Origin of the sequence: Streptomyces sp. Mut1, from assembly GCF_030719295.1 — a bacterium.
Taxonomy (GTDB): Bacteria; Actinomycetota; Actinomycetes; order Streptomycetales; family Streptomycetaceae; genus Streptomyces; species Streptomyces castrisilvae.
Window position 1 is genome coordinate 3797941 of the sequence record NZ_CP120997.1, and the last position, 15932, is coordinate 3813872.

Sequence of the window (15932 nt, forward strand, 5' to 3'; positions counted from 1 at the left end):
CCGTAGATGTCAAAGGCCCCCCACCGTTCCCGGCGAGGGGCCTTCGTGCTGGTGGGGCTAACAGGATTTGAACCTGTGGCCTCATCCTTATCAGGGATGCGCTCTAACCAACTGAGCTATAGCCCCGCCGCGCTGCTGCGCTGACTTCTGAAGATTAGCGCACGTCGGGGCCAGTCCCAAAATCGATACCCGCAGGCCTACTCGTCCTCGGCCAGCGTGAGCTCGACACCGCCCACGAAGCCCGCCGACAGGTTGTAGATGAAGGCGCCCAGCGTGGCCAGCGCGGTGGCGAGGACCACGTCGATCACCGCGATGACCGAGGTGAAGATGAGGACCCTCGGCAGCGAGAGGAACGCCTGCAGATCGAAGCCGTTGCTGTCGTTGGACCCGGTCGCCTCGCTGATCGTGCCGCCCACGGTGGAGAAGACGCCCATCGCGTCCATCACCATCCACAGGACCGCCGACGCCACCACCGTGCAGATGCCCAGTGCGATGGACAGCAGGAAGCTGACCTTCATCACCGACCACGGATCGGCCTTGGCGACGCGCAGACGCGCCTTGCGGGTACGCGGAGTGGTCCGCGCCCCCGTCCGGGGCTTACGGGCCGTCTGGGCCGCGCCCATGCCCGGCATGCTGCCCGGCTGCTGGCCGCCCATCGTGCGCCCGCCGCCGTGTGTCCCGCCCGGAGGCGAGGGGTAGGCCTGCGGCGGGTGGTACGGGCCCGCCTGGCCAGGTGCGGGTTCCCGCTCGCCGGGCAGCGGCCCGGTCGCGTAACCCTCGTACTGGGGCTGAGGGCCCCGGGTATCCGTCACAGTGCCCCCTTGGGAGTCCGTGGCAGGGCCACGGGCACCGTTACCTCCCGCTCCGGAAGCGGCCGAACCGGCGCCCGTGGCTCCACTCACGCTCTACTCCTCGTGCTCCCCGGTCGAGGACGTCGTGTCCTCGACATTGCTGTCGACCGTGCTGCCGGCAGCCGCGTCGGCCGTGGTGGCCTCCGCCGTCACTGCCGCGGTCGTCTCGCCTTCGGCGTCCTCGGCCGCGTCGACCTCTTCGGCCTCGCGTCCCGCCTCGGCGTTGCGAGCGATGCCGACAACGGCGTCTCGCTTGCCCAGATTGATCAGTTGGACGCCCATGGTGTCACGGCCCGTCTCCCTGACTTCGTTGACTCGCGTACGAATCACACCACCGCCGAGCGTGATGGCAAGGATCTCATCGGTCTCCTCGACCACCAGCGCGCCGACCAGCGAGCCCCGGTCCTCCACGATCTTGGCGGCCTTGATGCCCAGGCCACCGCGACCCTGAACGCGGTACTCGTCGACCGCGGTCCGCTTCGCGTACCCGCCGTCAGTGGCAGTGAACACGAAAGTACCGGGCCTGACGACATTCATCGAGAGCAGTTCGTCTCCCTCGCGGAAACTCATCCCCTTGACGCCCGAGGTGGCGCGGCCCATCGGGCGCAGCGCGTCGTCCGTCGCGGTGAACCTGATCGACTGGGCCTTCTTGCTGATGAGCAGCAGATCGTCCTCGGACGAGACCAGCTCCGCACCGATCAGCTCGTCGTCCGCGCCGTCCGCCGTCTCGCGCAGGTTGATGGCGATGACACCACCGGAGCGCGGGGAGTCGTAGTCCTTCAGCGCGGTCTTCTTCACCAGGCCGCCCTTGGTGGCCAGGATCAGGTACGGCGCGGCGTCGTAGTCGCGGATCGCCAGGATCTGCGCGATCTGCTCGTCCGGCTGGAAGGCCAGCAGGTTGGCCACGTGCTGGCCGCGCGCGTCCCGGCCGGCGTCCGGAAGCTCGTACGCCTTCGCCCGGTAGACCCGGCCCTTGTTGGTGAAGAACAGCAGCCAGTGGTGGGTCGTCGACACGAAGAAGTGGTCGACGATGTCGTCTTCCTTCAGCTTCGTGCCGCGGACACCCTTGCCGCCGCGCTTCTGCGAGCGGTAGTCGTCCGTCTTGGTGCGCTTCACATAGCCGCCGCGGGAGATCGTGACGACGATGTCCTCCTCGGCGATCAGGTCCTCGATGGACATGTCACCGTCGAAGGGCACCAGCTTGGAACGCCGGTCGTCGCCGAACTTGTCGACGATCGCCGCCAGCTCCTCGCTGACGATCTGCCGCTGCCGCTCGGGCGAGGCCAGGATCGCGTTGTACTCGTTGATCTTCGCCTGGAGCTCGTCGTGCTCGGCGGTGATCTTCTGGTGCTCCAGCGCGGCCAGCCGGCGCAGCTGCATCTCCAGGATCGCGTTCGCCTGGATCTCGTCGATCTCCAGCAGGCCCATCAGGCCCTCACGCGCCACCTCGACGGTCTGGCTGCGCCGGATGAGGGCGATGACCTCGTCGATCGCGTCCAGGGCCTTGAGCAGGCCGCGCAGGATGTGCGCGCGCTCCTCGGCCTTGCGCAGCCGGAACCGCGTACGCCGGACGATGACCTCGATCTGGTGCGTCACCCAGTGCCGGATGAACGCGTCGATCGACAGCGTGCGCGGCACCCCGTCCACCAGCGCCAGCATGTTGGCGCCGAAGTTCGACTGCAGATCGGTGTGCTTGTACAGGTTGTTCAGGACGACCTTGGCGACCGCGTCCCGCTTCAGGACGACGACCAGGCGCTGACCCGTACGCGAGGAGGTCTCGTCGCGCACGTCGGCGATGCCGCCGACCTTGCCGTCCTTCACCAGGTCGGCGATCTTCTGCGCCAGGTTGTCGGGGTTGGTCTGGTACGGAAGCTCCGTCACGACCAGGCACTGGCGGTTCTGGATCTCCTCGACCGCCACGACCGCGCGCATCGTGATCGAGCCGCGGCCCGTGCGGTACGCCTCCTCGATGCCCTTGCGCCCCACGACCAGCGCACCGGTCGGGAAGTCCGGGCCCTTGATCCGCTCGATCAGGGCTTCCAGGAGCTCCTCCTGCGAGGCCTCCGGGTGCTCCAGATACCACTGCGCACCCGACGCGACCTCGCGGAGGTTGTGCGGCGGGATGTTGGTCGCCATACCGACCGCGATACCCGCGGAGCCATTGACCAGCAGGTTCGGGAAGCGCGCCGGCAGGACCGTCGGCTCCTGGTTGCGGCCGTCGTAGTTGTCCTGGAAGTCGACGGTCTCCTCGTCGATGTCCCGGACCATCTCCATGGACAGCGGCATCATCTTGCACTCGGTGTACCGCATGGCGGCGGCCGGGTCGTTGCCCGGGGAACCGAAGTTGCCGTTGGAGTCCACCAGCGGCATGCGCATCGACCAGTGCTGCGCCAGGCGGACCAGGGCGTCGTAGATCGAGGAGTCGCCGTGCGGGTGGTACGTACCCATGACGTCGCCGACGACGCGGGCGCACTTGTAGAAGCCCTTCTCGGGCCGGTAGCCGCCGTCGTACATCGCGTACAGCACCCGGCGGTGGACGGGCTTGAGACCGTCCCGCACGTCGGGCAGGGCACGCGAGACGATGACGGACATCGCGTAGTCGAGGTAGGAGCGCTGCATCTCCGTCTCGAGCCCGACGGGCTCGACACGCATACCCACGCCCTCGACGGGCGGAACCTCTTCGGGCGTCACGGGGACAGGGGTGTTCTCGTCGGCCATTGCTGGTCAAAGTCCTTTCGCGCTGCGGCTTGCTTGTACGGCCGACTCAGATGTCGAGGAAGCGGACGTCCTTGGCGTTGCGCTGGATGAACGAGCGCCGTGCCTCGACGTCCTCACCCATCAGCACCGAGAACAGATCGTCGGCCTGCGCCGCGTCATCGAGCGTGACCTGGCCGAGCACCCGGTGGTCGACGTCCATCGTGGTGACGCGCAGCTCCTCGGCGTTCATCTCGCCGAGACCCTTGAAGCGCTGGATCGAGTCTTCCTTGATCCGCTTGCCGTTCTGCTTGCCGAGCTCCACCAGGGCGTCGCGCTCACGGTCCGAGTACGCGTACTCGAAGTCGTCCCGACCCCACTTGATCTTGTAGAGCGGGGGACGCGAGAGGTAGACGTGCCCGGCCTCGACCAGCGGGCGCATGAAGCGGAACAGGAACGTCAGCAGCAGGGTGTTGATGTGCTGGCCGTCGACATCGGCGTCCGCCATCAGAATGATCTTGTGATAGCGGAGCTTCTCGATGTCGAAGTCCTCGTGGACCCCGGTGCCGAAGGCCGAGATCAGCGCCTGGACCTCGGTGTTCTGCAGGATCTTGTCGACCCGGGCCTTCTCGACGTTCAGGATCTTGCCTCGGATCGGCAGGATCGCCTGGTACATCGGGTTGCGGCCGGACTTGGCCGAGCCGCCGGCGGAGTCACCCTCGACGATGAAGATCTCGCACTTGGTGGGATCGTTCGACTGGCAGTCGCTGAGCTTGCCGGGCAGTGAGGCACTCTCCAGCAGGCCCTTGCGCCGCGTCAGGTCGCGCGCCTTGCGGGCCGCCACACGGGCGGTCGAGGCGGCGATGCCCTTGCGGATGATGTCGGCCGCCTCGTTGGGGTTGCGGTCGAACCAGTCCGTCAGCTGCTCGTGGACGACCTTCTGCACGAAGGTCTTGGCCTCCGTGTTGCCCAGCTTGGTCTTCGTCTGACCCTCGAACTGCGGCTCGCCCAGCTTCACCGAAATGATCGCCGTCAAACCCTCGCGGACGTCCTCGCCGGTGAGGTTGTCGTCCTTCTCGCGCAGCAGCTTCTTGTCGCGCGCGTACCGGTTGACCAGGGAGGTCAGCGCGGCGCGGAAGCCTTCCTCGTGCGTACCGCCCTCATGCGTGTGGATCGCGTTGGCGAAGGAGTAGACCCCCTCGCTGTACTGCGTGTTCCACTGCATGGCGATCTCGACCGACAGCAGACGGTCCTTGTCCTCGGCCTCGATGTCGATCACCGACTGGTGGATGACATCGCCCTTGCGGGAGTTGAGGTACCGGACGAAGTCGACGATGCCGTTCTCGTAGTGGTACGTGACCGAGCGGGCGCTCTCCTCCTCGGGGACCTCGCCCGCCTCGGCGTTGTCCGCGCCCGCCGTCGCCTTCGCCGACTCGCGCTCGTCGGTCAGCTTGAGGGTGAGGCCCTTGTTGAGGAAGGCCATCTCCTGGAAGCGGCGCGAGAGCGTCTCGAAGGAGTACTCGGTCGTCTCGAAGATGTCGCCGTCGGCCCAGAAGGTGACGGTGGTGCCCGTCTCCTCGGTCGCCTCGTTACGGGCCAGCGGGGCCGTCGGGACGCCGAACTTGTAGTCCTGGGTCCAGCGGTAGCCGTCCGTCTTGACGTCGACGGCGACCCGGGTGGACAGGGCGTTGACGACGGACACACCGACGCCGTGCAGACCACCGGAGACGGCGTAGCCGCCGCCGCCGAACTTTCCGCCCGCGTGCAGGACGGTGAGGACGACCTCGACGGCCGGCTTGCCTTCGGACGGCACGATGCCGACCGGGATGCCACGGCCGTTGTCGACCACGCGCACCCCGCCATCGGCGAGGATCGTGACGTCGATGGTGTCCGCGTGCCCGGCCATGGCCTCGTCGACCGAGTTGTCGACGACCTCCTGCACGAGGTGGTGGAGACCGCGCTCACCGGTCGAGCCGATGTACATACCAGGTCGCTTGCGGACCGCGTCCAGGCCCTCCAGCACGGTGATCGCACTGGCGTCGTACGACGCCTTCACCTCGCCCTGGACGGGAGCAGCGCCGCTCTCGCCGGGAGTGGACGGAATGTTCTCGTTGGGGTTGCCGGAATCGGCCACGAAGCGCCCTTTCTGGCACAGCACAGGCCGTTCTCCGGGCAGGCGGGAGCGGCTGCGTCGTTCGGCTTGTATCGACGAATCCCGCAAGACGCGGGATTGTTCACCAGTCTACCGGTAGCGCCGACCCGAATGGGGGTTTGCGGGTACCTGAGTACGCATGTGCCGCCCTGAATGAGCGCCTGACGACTCCCCATATTGGGGAAGGGGCCTCAAGAGGCTCACAAGGGCATTGAGCGCTTCGGCCTGTCAGCTTCCCGCTACGGTGAGGGACCTCCGGTCACCACCATCCGGCCTCCGCCACCGAGCAGCGGCGAACCAAGCCCCTCCGGGCACCCGTACGCCCCTCGCCCGCACCCGCCCGCAGCCTTCGGCCCGCACGGCCAGAAGGCTCGGTGGCGGCACGAAAACCGCAGGTCAGGCCTGGTCAGCCATAGGTGTCGCCCGGTCCTCTGCTCCCCGGGGCCCGCAGCGGGCCGAACCTGCGCTGCGGACCGCCGGGCCCCAGCACCTTGATCATCCGCACGGTTCCGTTGCCCAGATCCGCGTTCAGCCGGGCCACCAGCTGGGGCGCCAGCAGCCGCAGCTGCGTCGCCCACACCGTCGAATCGCACTGCACCGTCAGTACGCGCTGATCCGGTTCCTCGTCGTACCGCACCGGCACGCAGTGCAGGGCGAGATCGTCACCGACGATCTGCGGCCACCGGCCCATCACCCCGCCCACCGCCGCCGGGGTCTCCCAGCCGCGCTCGGTGATCAGCCGGTTGATGGCCGCTCCGAGCGGCAACGGGTCGCGCCCGTCGGCCCGTGCTCCGGAGCGCAGCCCTCCGCCTCGCCTGGCCTGTTTCTTCTGCTGCGCGGCATCCCCACGCGCCCGCGCCTGTTCCTTCGCCGCGCGCAGCGCGACCCGCGCCAGGTCCACGCCGGACGGCTCCGCCGGCGTCGCCCCGGCGCCGGCCAAGCCCTTCCCCGCTCCGTCGCCGTTCACGCCCGCTCCACCTCACCGGCCGAGACCGCGTACCGCGTCCCCGCGAGCACGCCCGGCACGTCGTCGCCCACCGCCGCCGTCACCAGCACCTGCTCGCCCGGTGCCACCAGCTCGGCCAGCCGCTCCCGGCGCCGCGCGTCCAGCTCGGCGAAGACGTCGTCCAGCACCAGCACCGGCTCGTTGCCCTCGCCGCGCAGCAGTTCGTACGAGGCCAGCCGCAGCGCCAGCGCGTACGACCAGGACTCACCGTGGCTCGCGTACCCCTTCGCGGGCATGGAACGCAGACCCAGCACCAGATCGTCCCGGTGCGGGCCGACCAGCGTCACGCCCCGCTCGATCTCCTGCTTGCGCACACCGGCCAGGGCCTCGATGAGCTGCGCGTACAGCTCGTCGCGCGTCCGCGCCGGGCCCACCTCGGCGCCGGCCGAGCTGCGGTACTCCAGCGACACGGGGCCCCCGCCCGGCGCCACGTCCGCGTACGCCTTGTCCGTCAGGGGCTGGAGCGTCGCGATCAGGTCCAGACGCTGGGCCAGCAGCTCGGCGCCCACCCGGCCCAGATGCTGATCCCACACATCGAGCGTCGACAGGTCCAGGGAACGTCCGCCGTGCCTGCGCGCCATCGCCGCCGACTTCAGCAGCGTGTTCCGCTGCTTCAGCACCCGCTCGTAGTCGGAGCGGACCCCTGCCATCCGCGGCGACCGCGCGGTGACCAGCTCGTCCAGAAAGCGCCGGCGCTCCCCGGGATCGCCCTTCACCAGGGCGAGGTCCTCCGGAGCGAACAGCACGGTCCGTACGATGCCGAGCACATCACGCGGTCTGACCTGCGACGACCGGTTGATCCGGGCGCGGTTCGCCTTGCCCGGGTTCAGTTCGAGCTCGACCAGCTGCGAGCGCTCCCCCTGCGTGACGGCCGCACGGATCACCGCCCGCTCGGCGCCCATCCGCACCAGCGGGGCGTCCGAGGAGACGCGGTGGCTGCCGAGCGTGGCGAGATAGCCGACGGCCTCGACCAGGTTCGTCTTGCCCTGGCCGTTGGCCCCCACGAACACGGTGACGCCCGGATCGAGAGGCACCTCGACCCCGGCGTACGAGCGGAAGTCGGCCAGCGACAGATGCGTGACGTGCATGGTGTGCGCCGACCTTCCCGGCTTTCCTGCTCCGTGCCTCACAGGGCGGAAGGGGCGGTCGGCCCCTCCCGCTCCTCGTTGCGGACTACTTCTTGTTCTCGACCGCGTGGCCGCCGAACTGGTTGCGCAGCGCGGCGATCATCTTCATCTGCGGGGAGTCGTCCTGGCGCGAGGCGAAGCGCGCGAAGAGCGACGCGGTGATCGCGGGCAGCGGCACGGCGTTGTCGATCGCGGCCTCCACCGTCCAGCGGCCCTCGCCCGAGTCGGCGGCGAAACCGCGGAGCTTGTCCAGGTGCTCGTCGTCGTCCAGGGCGTTGACCGCCAGGTCGAGGAGCCAGGAACGGATGACCGTGCCCTCCTGCCAGGAGCGGAAGACCTCACGCACGTCGGTGACGGAGTCGACCTTCTCCAGCAGCTCCCAGCCCTCGGCGTAGGCCTGCATCATGGCGTACTCGATGCCGTTGTGGACCATCTTGGCGAAGTGGCCGGCGCCGACCTTGCCCGCGTGGACCGAACCGAAGTCGCCCTCGGGCTTGAGCGCGTCGAAGACCGGCTGGACCTTCGAGACGTTCTCGGCGTCGCCGCCGTACATCAGGGCGTAGCCGTTCTCCAGGCCCCAGACACCGCCGGAGACACCGCAGTCGACGAAGCCGATGCCCTTGATGCCCAACTCCACCGCGTGCTTCTCGTCGTCGGTCCAGCGGGAGTTCCCGCCGTCCACGACGATGTCGCCGGGCGAGAGCAGCTCGGCCAGCTCGTCGATCGTGGACTGGGTCGCGGCTCCGGCCGGAACCATCACCCAGACGACCCGCGGGCCCTTGAGCTTGCCCACAAGCTCTTCCAGGCTGTGGACATCGGCGACATCCGGGTTGCGGTCGTAACCGATGACGGTGTGGCCTGCGCGGCGGATGCGCTCGCGCATGTTGCCGCCCATCTTGCCGAGGCCGACGAGACCGAGCTCCATCAGAGATTCCTTTAGCGTTGTGCCGATTCGTACCCAGGTCCGAGCCTACGCCCGGCAAGGGACAGGACGCCGGGCATGCTCGGCGCTGAACATGCCCGTCGGGCCCTGCCGCGGCAGGGCCGGTGGCCGGGTCAGCCGGAGAGGCGGACCGGCATGATCAGGTACTTGTACGCGGCATCCGCCTCGGCGTCCACGGCCGGGCGTCCGCTGAGCAGCGCCGGCTTGGTGGAGGTCGTGAAGGAGAGCTGGGCCACCGGGGAGTCGATGGCGCTCAGGCCGTCCAGCAGGAAGGTCGGGTTGAAGGCGATCGAGATGTCGTCGCCCTCCAGCACGGCGTCGACCCTCTCCACAGCCTGTGCGTCGTCACTGGAACCCGCCTCCAGGATCAGCACGCCCTGCTCGAAGCTCAGCCGCACCGGGGTGTTGCGCTCGGCCACCAGGGCGACGCGCTTGACGGCCTCGACGAACGGGGCGGTCTCGATCACGGCGACGGAGTTGAACTCGGTCGGGAAGAGCGTCCGGTACTTCGGCAGGTCGCCCTCGAGCAGCCGGGTGGTGGTGCGGCGGCCGGCGCCCTCGAAGCCGATGAGGCCTTCGCCCGCGCCCGAGCCGGACAGCGCCAGGGTGACCGTGTCACCGCTGGTCAGCGCCTTGGCGGTGTCGAGCAGCGTCTTGGCGGGCACCAGGGCGACGGCGGAGGCGTCGGCGTTCTCCGGCTTCCAGAGGAACTCGCGGACCGCGAAGCGGTAGCGGTCGGTGGAGGCGAGGGTGACGGTGTCGCCCTCGATCTCGATGCGCACGCCCGTCAGGACGGGCAGGGTGTCGTCGCGGCCCGCGGCGATGGCCACCTGAGCGGCGGCGGAGGCGAAGATCTCACCGGGCACGGTGCCGGTCGCGGTCGGCATCTGCGGGAGCGCCGGGTATTCCTCCACAGGCAGGGTGTGGAGTGTGAATCGCGAGGAACCGCAGGACACGGTCGCCCGTACACCGTCTGTGGAGATCTCCACCGGGCGGTTGGGCAGCGCTCGGCAGATGTCGGCGAGCAGCCGGCCGGAGACGAGGACGGTGCCGTCCTCCTCGACCTCGGCCTCCACCGAGACGCGGGCCGAGACCTCGTAGTCGAAGCTGGAGAAGCTGAGAGCGCCGTCCTCGGCCTTCAGCAGAAGGCCCGCGAGAACGGGCGCCGGCGGACGGGCCGGAAGGCTGCGGGCCACCCAGGCCACCGCCTCCGCGAGTACATCGCGCTCCACCCGGATCTTCACCGGAACCGCCTCCTGCTGTTGCTCGCTCGCCCTGCTGGCCTTCGTCGTCTGATCGGGCCCTCCGCCGATGCCGGGGGGAGGACGCCGGGGACCAGTCTGACGCACCGCACCGACACTCGGTGCGGCTCGGGGTCAAATCGCGGCAAGAGGCTCGGAGCGCTCCGAGGCCGAGTTGTGCACAGGCCCCACTTCGAAACGGATTCCGAGCTAACTATGAGGGGTAGTAGTAGTAGGGCCTGTGGAAACGGTGGATAACGCTGTTTGCGCAGGTCAAGGCCCGTTTTTTATCCACCGGCCCTGTGGGTGGCTCGGTGGACAACCCGGGGATTCTGTGGACACCCGAAAGTTGTGCACATCCCGTACACAGGACAGGGGGGTTTCTCCCCAGGTCTGTCCCCAGCTTTACCCGCGTTCCCCACAGCCCAACCGCCCCTCTTGGTGTGACGCCTTTCACTCGGGGCGGTGACGGCGGGTGTCGTGTTGCCGAACAGTGGACAGCGGTGTGGAGAAGCCCGCTCCGACTGGGGAAAACACCCGCTGGCCTGTGGGCAGCCGGTGGACAACGAGGTCCACAGGCTGTGGACGGAAAACTTGTCCACAGCCTGTGGATCATGGTTGACCACAAATCCCCAGGCCCCTGAGCTGGCCTGATGGCGGATGGGCGTGCGTGCCTGTGGAAGCAGTATGGACAACTTTTGGATCCCCAGGCTGTGGAGGGAAAAAAGTGCCCGGATCTGTGGAGAACACCCGTGTCCTGGCCGGGATTCGAACAGCGCGGGCGTCCCAGCCTCGGGCCCCAGGCGGCGTGAAGACCTCGCCGGCGCCGATGGAGTGCGTCTCGGGAGCCGTGCACAGGGGTTGCCGGGAGCTTTTCGGGGAACGCGTAAGGGCGCTGTGCGGACTCCTGACGAGTCCGCACAGCGCCCTTCGGGTGCGTGCGGGTTCCGGCGTGCGGGTGCGGTCAGCCGTTCTTGATGCGGTTGGTGAGCTCGGTGACCTGGTTGTAGATGGAGCGCCGCTCCGCCATCAGCGCCCGGATCTTGCGGTCGGCGTGCATGACCGTCGTGTGGTCCCGGCCGCCGAACTGCGCACCGATCTTCGGCAGTGAGAGGTCGGTCAGCTCGCGGCACAGATACATGGCGATCTGGCGGGCCGTCACCAGCACACGGCTGCGCGACGATCCGCAGAGGTCTTCCACCGTCAGACCGAAGTAGTCCGCCGTCGCCGCCATGATGGCCGCCGCCGTGATCTCCGGGGCCGTGTCCTCGCCGCCGGGGATCAGGTCCTTCAGCACGATCTCCGTGAGCCCCAGGTCCACGGGCTGGCGGTTGAGGCTGGCGAAGGCCGTCACCCGGATGAGAGCGCCCTCCAGCTCACGGATGTTGCGCGAGATGCGGGACGCGATGAACTCCAGCACCTCCGGCGGGGCGTTGAGCTGCTCCTGCACCGCCTTCTTGCGCAGGATCGCGATGCGGGTCTCCAGCTCGGGTGGCTGCACATCGGTGGTCAGCCCCCACTCGAAACGATTCCGCAGCCGGTCCTCCAGCGTGACCAGCTGCTTGGGCGGCCGGTCGGAGGACAGCACGATCTGCTTGTTGGCGTTGTGGAGCGTATTGAAGGTGTGGAAGAACTCCTCCTGCGTCGACTCCTTGCTCGCCAGGAACTGGATGTCGTCGACGAGCAGGATGTCGACGTCGCGGTACCGCTTGCGGAAGGTGTCGCCCTTGCCGTCACGGATCGAGTTGATGAACTCGTTGGTGAACTCCTCCGAGCTCACGTACCGCACCCGGGTCCCCGGGTAGAGGCTGCGGGCGTAGTGCCCGATGGCGTGCAGCAGGTGGGTCTTGCCGAGACCGGACTCCCCATAGATGAAAAGGGGGTTGTACGCCTTGGCGGGCGCTTCGGCGACGGCGACGGCTGCCGCGTGCGCGAAGCGGTTGGACGCCCCGATGACAAAGGTGTCGAAGAGGTACTTCGGATTCAGCCGGGCGTGCGGCTCGCCGGGCCCGGGGGCCGGCGAGGGCTGGGCGCCCATCGGCCCAGGGCCTCCGCCGGGCCGGCCGGTGCCGCCGCCCCCCGGCCGGTGCTGCGGCTCCGGCAGCTCGTGGCGCTCGGGGCGGGGCCGCTCCGAGCGCTGCGGCTCGTAACCCTGGCGCTCCGGCGGCTGCTGCCGGTAGTCGTGCTGCGGCTGCTGCGGGGAGCGGCCGCCATAGGGCTCGCGCCACTGGTCCGCGGAGGGGTCACGGTCCTGGAATCCGCCGAGCCGGGGCTGCTGCCAGGACAGGTCCTCCTGGGTGCGCGGCCAGGCCCCGGGCTCGGGGCGCTGCTGCTGGTAGTCCGGGTAGGCGGGGCGGGCCGTCGGCATCCCGTCGTCGGAGGGCCGGTGCCCGTAGCCGTCGTACGCGTCGTCGTGCCGCCCCTCGTCGTGCGGCGGTCCCTGGTAGCGGTGCTGCTGCGACTGGTGCATCGGGGGCGCCGGCGGGGACGACGGTTCGCCGGCGGAGTCGTCGACCGTGATCGCGATCCGGATGGGGCGGCCGCACTCGCGGCTCAGCGTCTCGCTGATGAGAGGAGCGAGACGGCCTTCGAGGACCCGCTTGCCCCATTCATTGGGGACGGCCAGCAGCGCGGTGTCGGCGACCAGGGCGAGCGGCTGGCAGCGCTCGATCCACTGCTTGTCCTTCGGCTCGATGCCCTGCTGCCCCTCCCCGAGCAGTTGCTCCAGCACTCGCGGCCACACTGCGGCAAGATCGGCAGGTACGTCAGCCACAAGGCACGCTCTCTCGCTGGTCCCACGAATGTGTGGTTCTCGGGACGGTATGGGTCGGGGTGGGTGAGGACCGGCAGGCGGGAAGAAAAAGAACCGGAGTTCAGCCACGGTAGTCAGCCCGACCCGCGCGGTTCAAGTCGTTGTCCACAGCCTGTGCACAATGGGGGGTCCGACAGGGTCGGTTTGACCGGATGGCGCAGCCGCGCGTACCGTGACCAGGTCGAGTTGTCGATGGCTGCTGCCGCCTGCCTCCGATGGGCAAAGATCACGATCTGTGATTGTGAAGCGGTGCACTAGGGCGTTTACGCGAGTCTCTCGTGGGCGCACGGTGACAGCCAGGCGATGTCCCGCCAACACACGAGTCATTACTGGAGCCCCCGAGTGAGCAAGCGCACCTTCCAGCCGAACAACCGTCGTCGCGCGAAGACCCACGGCTTCCGGCTGCGTATGCGTACCCGTGCCGGCCGCGCGATTCTCGCGTCCCGCCGTAGCAAGGGTCGCGCCAGCCTGTCCGCCTGATCGCGTACAGGTCGTCATGACGTGCTGCCTACCGAGAATCGGCTGAGGCGGCGCGAGGACTTCGCGACCGCAGTACGACGAGGGCGGCGGGCCGGTCGCCCGCTCCTCGTCGTCCATCTACGCAGCGGTGCAACCGACCCGCACGTGACTGGGGAGACCGTTCCCCCGCCGCGTGCGGGTTTCGTTGTCAGCAAAGCAGTGGGTGGTGCGGTCGTCCGCACAGCGGTGAAGCGCAAGCTTCGCCACTTGGTCCGAGAACGGCTGGCCCTGCTGCCCCCCGGTAGCCTGGTTGTCGTACGAGCGTTGCCCGGCGCGGGCGACGCCGACCATGAACAGCTGGCCCGAGACCTGGACGCCGCGCTGCGGCGGCTGCTGGGAGGGGGCGCGCGATGAAGTACCCGCTGCTGGCTCTTATCAAGCTGTATCAGTGGACGATCAGCCCACTCCTCGGGCCTGTCTGCCGTTACTACCCGTCGTGTTCCCACTATGGATATACGGCGATCGACCGGCACGGAGCGATCAAGGGAACAGCGCTGACAGCCTGGCGCATCCTGCGATGCAATCCGTGGTCACCCGGCGGCGTGGATTACGTACCACCACGCAAACGTCCGCGTTGGCACGAAATGCTGCGCAGTGCCCTACGCGGCAGCAAGGGCGGGGACTCCGCCGCTGACGTGCCTGCCGGGAGTTCGGCCACCGACCTCCCGAGTTCGGCCGCAGAGACTTCGCCCAATGCTCAAGGAGCCTGATTAGTGGACACGATTGCCAGTCTGTTCAGCTTCATCACATGGCCCGTTTCCTGGGTCATCGTCCAGTTCCACAAGTTGTACGGGGCGATCTTCGGCCCTGACACGGGATGGGCCTGGGGCCTGTCCATCGTGTCCCTCGTGGTGCTGATCCGCATCTGCCTGATCCCGCTGTTCGTCAAGCAGATCAAGTCGACGCGGAACATGCAGGTGCTCCAGCCGAAGATGAAGGCGATCCAGGAGCGCTACAAGAGCGACAAGCAGCGTCAGTCCGAAGAGATGATGAAGCTGTACAAGGAGACGGGTACCAACCCGCTCTCCTCGTGCCTGCCGATCATCGCGCAGTCGCCCTTCTTCTTCGCGCTGTACCACGTGCTGTCCGCGATCGCGTCGAACAAGAAGATCGGCGTCATCGACCAGTCGCTGCTGGACAGCGCCCGTCAGGCCCACATCTTCGGTGCCCCGCTGGCCGCCAAGTTCATGGACAGCGCGGACAAGGTCGACGCGCTCGGCGCCTCGCTGACCGACGTCCGGGTCGTCACCGCGATCATGATCGTGATGATGTCGGCCTCGCAGTTCTTCACGCAGCGCCAGCTCATGACGAAGAACGTCGACCTCACGGTCAAGACGCCGTACATGCAGCAGCAGAAGATGCTGATGTACATCTTCCCGCTGATCTTCGCCGTCATGGGTATCAACTTCCCCGTCGGTGTCCTCGTCTACTGGCTGACCACCAACGTCTGGACCATGGGTCAGCAGATGTACGTGATCAACCAGAACCCGACGCCGGGCAGCAAGGCCCAGGAGCAGTACCTCGGACGGCTGCTGAAGGGCGTCACCGCGCACGGTGAGGTCCGCGGCCGGACCCGGCGCAACACCGTCAAGCGGATCGTGGCCAAGGGCCCGGACCGCAACGACATCGAGCGGAAGTTCGTCACGGGACTGGCCAAGCTCGGCCTCGCTCCGCAGGAGGACGGCACGGTGGTCAAGAGCGACACCGCTGTGGCCGACGCCGATGGCGGAGCCGCACAGCGGCGCCAGCAGCCCAAGCGGCAGACCAAGGCGAAGCGCCAGACCGGTACGGGTCATCAGGGCGGGGGCAAGGACGACGACTCCTCCGAGTCGGCGCCCAAGACCTCTCTGAACAAGAAGACCCCGCAGGATGAAAAGCCCAAGCCGGCGGGCAAGTCCGCGTCCGGCTCCTCACGCCAAGCCAAGTCCGGGCAGCGCAAGGGCCCGCAGCGGCCCAAGCACCCGTCCAAGAAGTAAGAAGGAGTCCATCCCGTGACGGAAGGCATCACCTCCACGGCCGCTGAGGGCAGCGACACCTTGACCCGCCTTGAGCAGGAAGGTGAGATCGCAGCGGACTATCTTGAGGGCCTGCTCGACATCGCCGACCTCGACGGCGACATCGACATGGACGTCGAGGCGGACCGGGCCGCGGTCTCGATCATCAGCGAATCCGCGCGCGAATTGCAGAAGCTCGTAGGGCGCGAGGGCGAGGTCCTGGAGGCGCTCCAGGAGCTGACGCGGCTGGCCGTGCACCGGGAGACCGGTGACCGGAGCCGTCTGATGCTGGACATCGCCGGCTTCCGGGCCAAGAAGCGCACGGAGCTCGCCGAGCTGGGTGCCAAGGCGGCGGACGAGGTCAAGAGCACCGGGGAGCCGGTGAAGCTGGACCCGATGACGCCGTTCGAGCGCAAGGTCGTGCACGACGCGGTCGCCGCCGCAGGCCTGCGCAGCGAATCGGAAGGCGAGGAGCCCCAGCGCTTCGTCGTCGTCCTGCCGGCCTGACCGGCCCTTCTCCTGTCGGCCCCGTCTGTTCGCAGACGGGGCCGATCTTTGTCAGCCTGATAGACAGCCGCCAATGCGCGGTAGTG

The 15932-nt window shown here is 68.2% G+C and carries 13 protein-coding genes and 1 tRNA gene; 5 read left to right on the top strand and 9 right to left on the bottom strand.

Going from position 1 to position 15932, the window contains the following annotated elements:
• Positions 1-49 precede the first annotated feature (49 nt).
• The 9 genes from P8A18_RS16410 to dnaA form a co-directional block, all read right to left on the bottom strand.
• A tRNA-Ile gene (locus tag P8A18_RS16410) sits at positions 50-126 on the bottom strand.
• Positions 127-197: 71 nt separating this feature from the next.
• The gene (locus P8A18_RS16415) at positions 198-812 is read right to left on the bottom strand and encodes a DUF3566 domain-containing protein (RefSeq protein WP_306055453.1); all 615 of its coding nucleotides are present in this window, start codon (positions 810-812) and stop codon (positions 198-200) included.
• Positions 813-905: 93 nt separating this feature from the next.
• Entirely contained in the window at positions 906-3569 is a 2664-nt protein-coding gene (gene gyrA / locus P8A18_RS16420) for a DNA gyrase subunit A (RefSeq protein ID WP_306055455.1), read from the bottom strand.
• A 46-nt stretch (positions 3570-3615) separates the two neighbouring features.
• Positions 3616-5703 (bottom strand): DNA topoisomerase (ATP-hydrolyzing) subunit B, encoded by a 2088-nt coding sequence (gyrB, locus tag P8A18_RS16425; RefSeq protein WP_306055457.1) that lies wholly within the window; start codon positions 5701-5703, stop codon positions 3616-3618.
• Positions 5704-6103: 400 nt separating this feature from the next.
• A complete protein-coding gene (locus tag P8A18_RS16430) occupies positions 6104-6664 on the bottom strand; it encodes a DciA family protein (RefSeq protein ID WP_306055459.1) in 561 nt (186 codons plus the stop codon).
• Positions 6661-7791 (bottom strand): DNA replication/repair protein RecF, encoded by a 1131-nt coding sequence (gene recF, locus P8A18_RS16435; RefSeq protein WP_306055461.1) that lies wholly within the window; start codon positions 7789-7791, stop codon positions 6661-6663. Before recF ends, P8A18_RS16430 begins: the two co-directional genes overlap by 4 nt.
• A gap of 85 nt (positions 7792-7876) precedes the next feature.
• Positions 7877-8755 (bottom strand): phosphogluconate dehydrogenase (NAD(+)-dependent, decarboxylating), encoded by an 879-nt coding sequence (gene gnd / locus P8A18_RS16440; protein ID WP_306055463.1) that lies wholly within the window; start codon positions 8753-8755, stop codon positions 7877-7879.
• Positions 8756-8886: 131 nt separating this feature from the next.
• Positions 8887-10017, bottom strand: a complete 1131-nt coding sequence (gene dnaN / locus P8A18_RS16445) for a DNA polymerase III subunit beta (RefSeq protein WP_306055465.1) — start codon at positions 10015-10017, stop codon at positions 8887-8889.
• 961 nt (positions 10018-10978) lie between these two features.
• Positions 10979-12787, bottom strand: a complete 1809-nt coding sequence (gene dnaA, locus P8A18_RS16450; RefSeq protein ID WP_306055467.1) for a chromosomal replication initiator protein DnaA — start codon at positions 12785-12787, stop codon at positions 10979-10981.
• Between the two features lie 381 nt (positions 12788-13168).
• Between dnaA and rpmH the strand changes: the two genes are divergently transcribed.
• Genes rpmH through P8A18_RS16475 form a run of 5 tightly spaced genes read left to right on the top strand, consistent with a single transcriptional unit; the run spans position 13169 to position 15846 of the window.
• Positions 13169-13306: a 50S ribosomal protein L34 gene (gene rpmH, locus P8A18_RS16455; protein ID WP_006348049.1), complete on the top strand. Its 138-nt coding sequence runs from the start codon at positions 13169-13171 to the stop codon at positions 13304-13306.
• Positions 13307-13327: 21 nt separating this feature from the next.
• Complete coding sequence (rnpA, locus tag P8A18_RS16460) at positions 13328-13699, top strand: ribonuclease P protein component (protein ID WP_078622619.1); 372 nt, start codon at positions 13328-13330, stop codon at positions 13697-13699.
• Positions 13696-14055 (top strand): membrane protein insertion efficiency factor YidD, encoded by a 360-nt coding sequence (gene yidD / locus P8A18_RS16465; RefSeq protein ID WP_078622620.1) that lies wholly within the window; start codon positions 13696-13698, stop codon positions 14053-14055. The genes rnpA and yidD overlap by 4 nt, the downstream gene beginning before the upstream one ends.
• A gap of 3 nt (positions 14056-14058) precedes the next feature.
• The gene (gene yidC, locus P8A18_RS16470) at positions 14059-15321 is read left to right on the top strand and encodes a membrane protein insertase YidC (protein WP_306055471.1); all 1263 of its coding nucleotides are present in this window, start codon (positions 14059-14061) and stop codon (positions 15319-15321) included.
• Between the two features lie 15 nt (positions 15322-15336).
• Positions 15337-15846, top strand: a complete 510-nt coding sequence (locus P8A18_RS16475) for a Jag family protein (protein WP_306055473.1) — start codon at positions 15337-15339, stop codon at positions 15844-15846.
• Positions 15847-15932: the final 86 nt, after the last annotated feature.

Excerpts from the sequence above, each read along its gene's own strand:
- gyrA (WP_306055455.1), bottom strand. The coding sequence starts at position 3,569 with ATGGCCGACGAGAACACCCCTGTCCCCGTGACGCCCGAAGAGGTTCCG.
- recF (WP_306055461.1), bottom strand. The coding sequence starts at position 7,791 with ATGCACGTCACGCATCTGTCGCTGGCCGACTTCCGCTCGTACGCCGGG.
- gnd (WP_306055463.1), bottom strand. The coding sequence starts at position 8,755 with ATGGAGCTCGGTCTCGTCGGCCTCGGCAAGATGGGCGGCAACATGCGC.
- yidD (WP_078622620.1), top strand. The coding sequence starts at position 13,696 with ATGAAGTACCCGCTGCTGGCTCTTATCAAGCTGTATCAGTGGACGATC.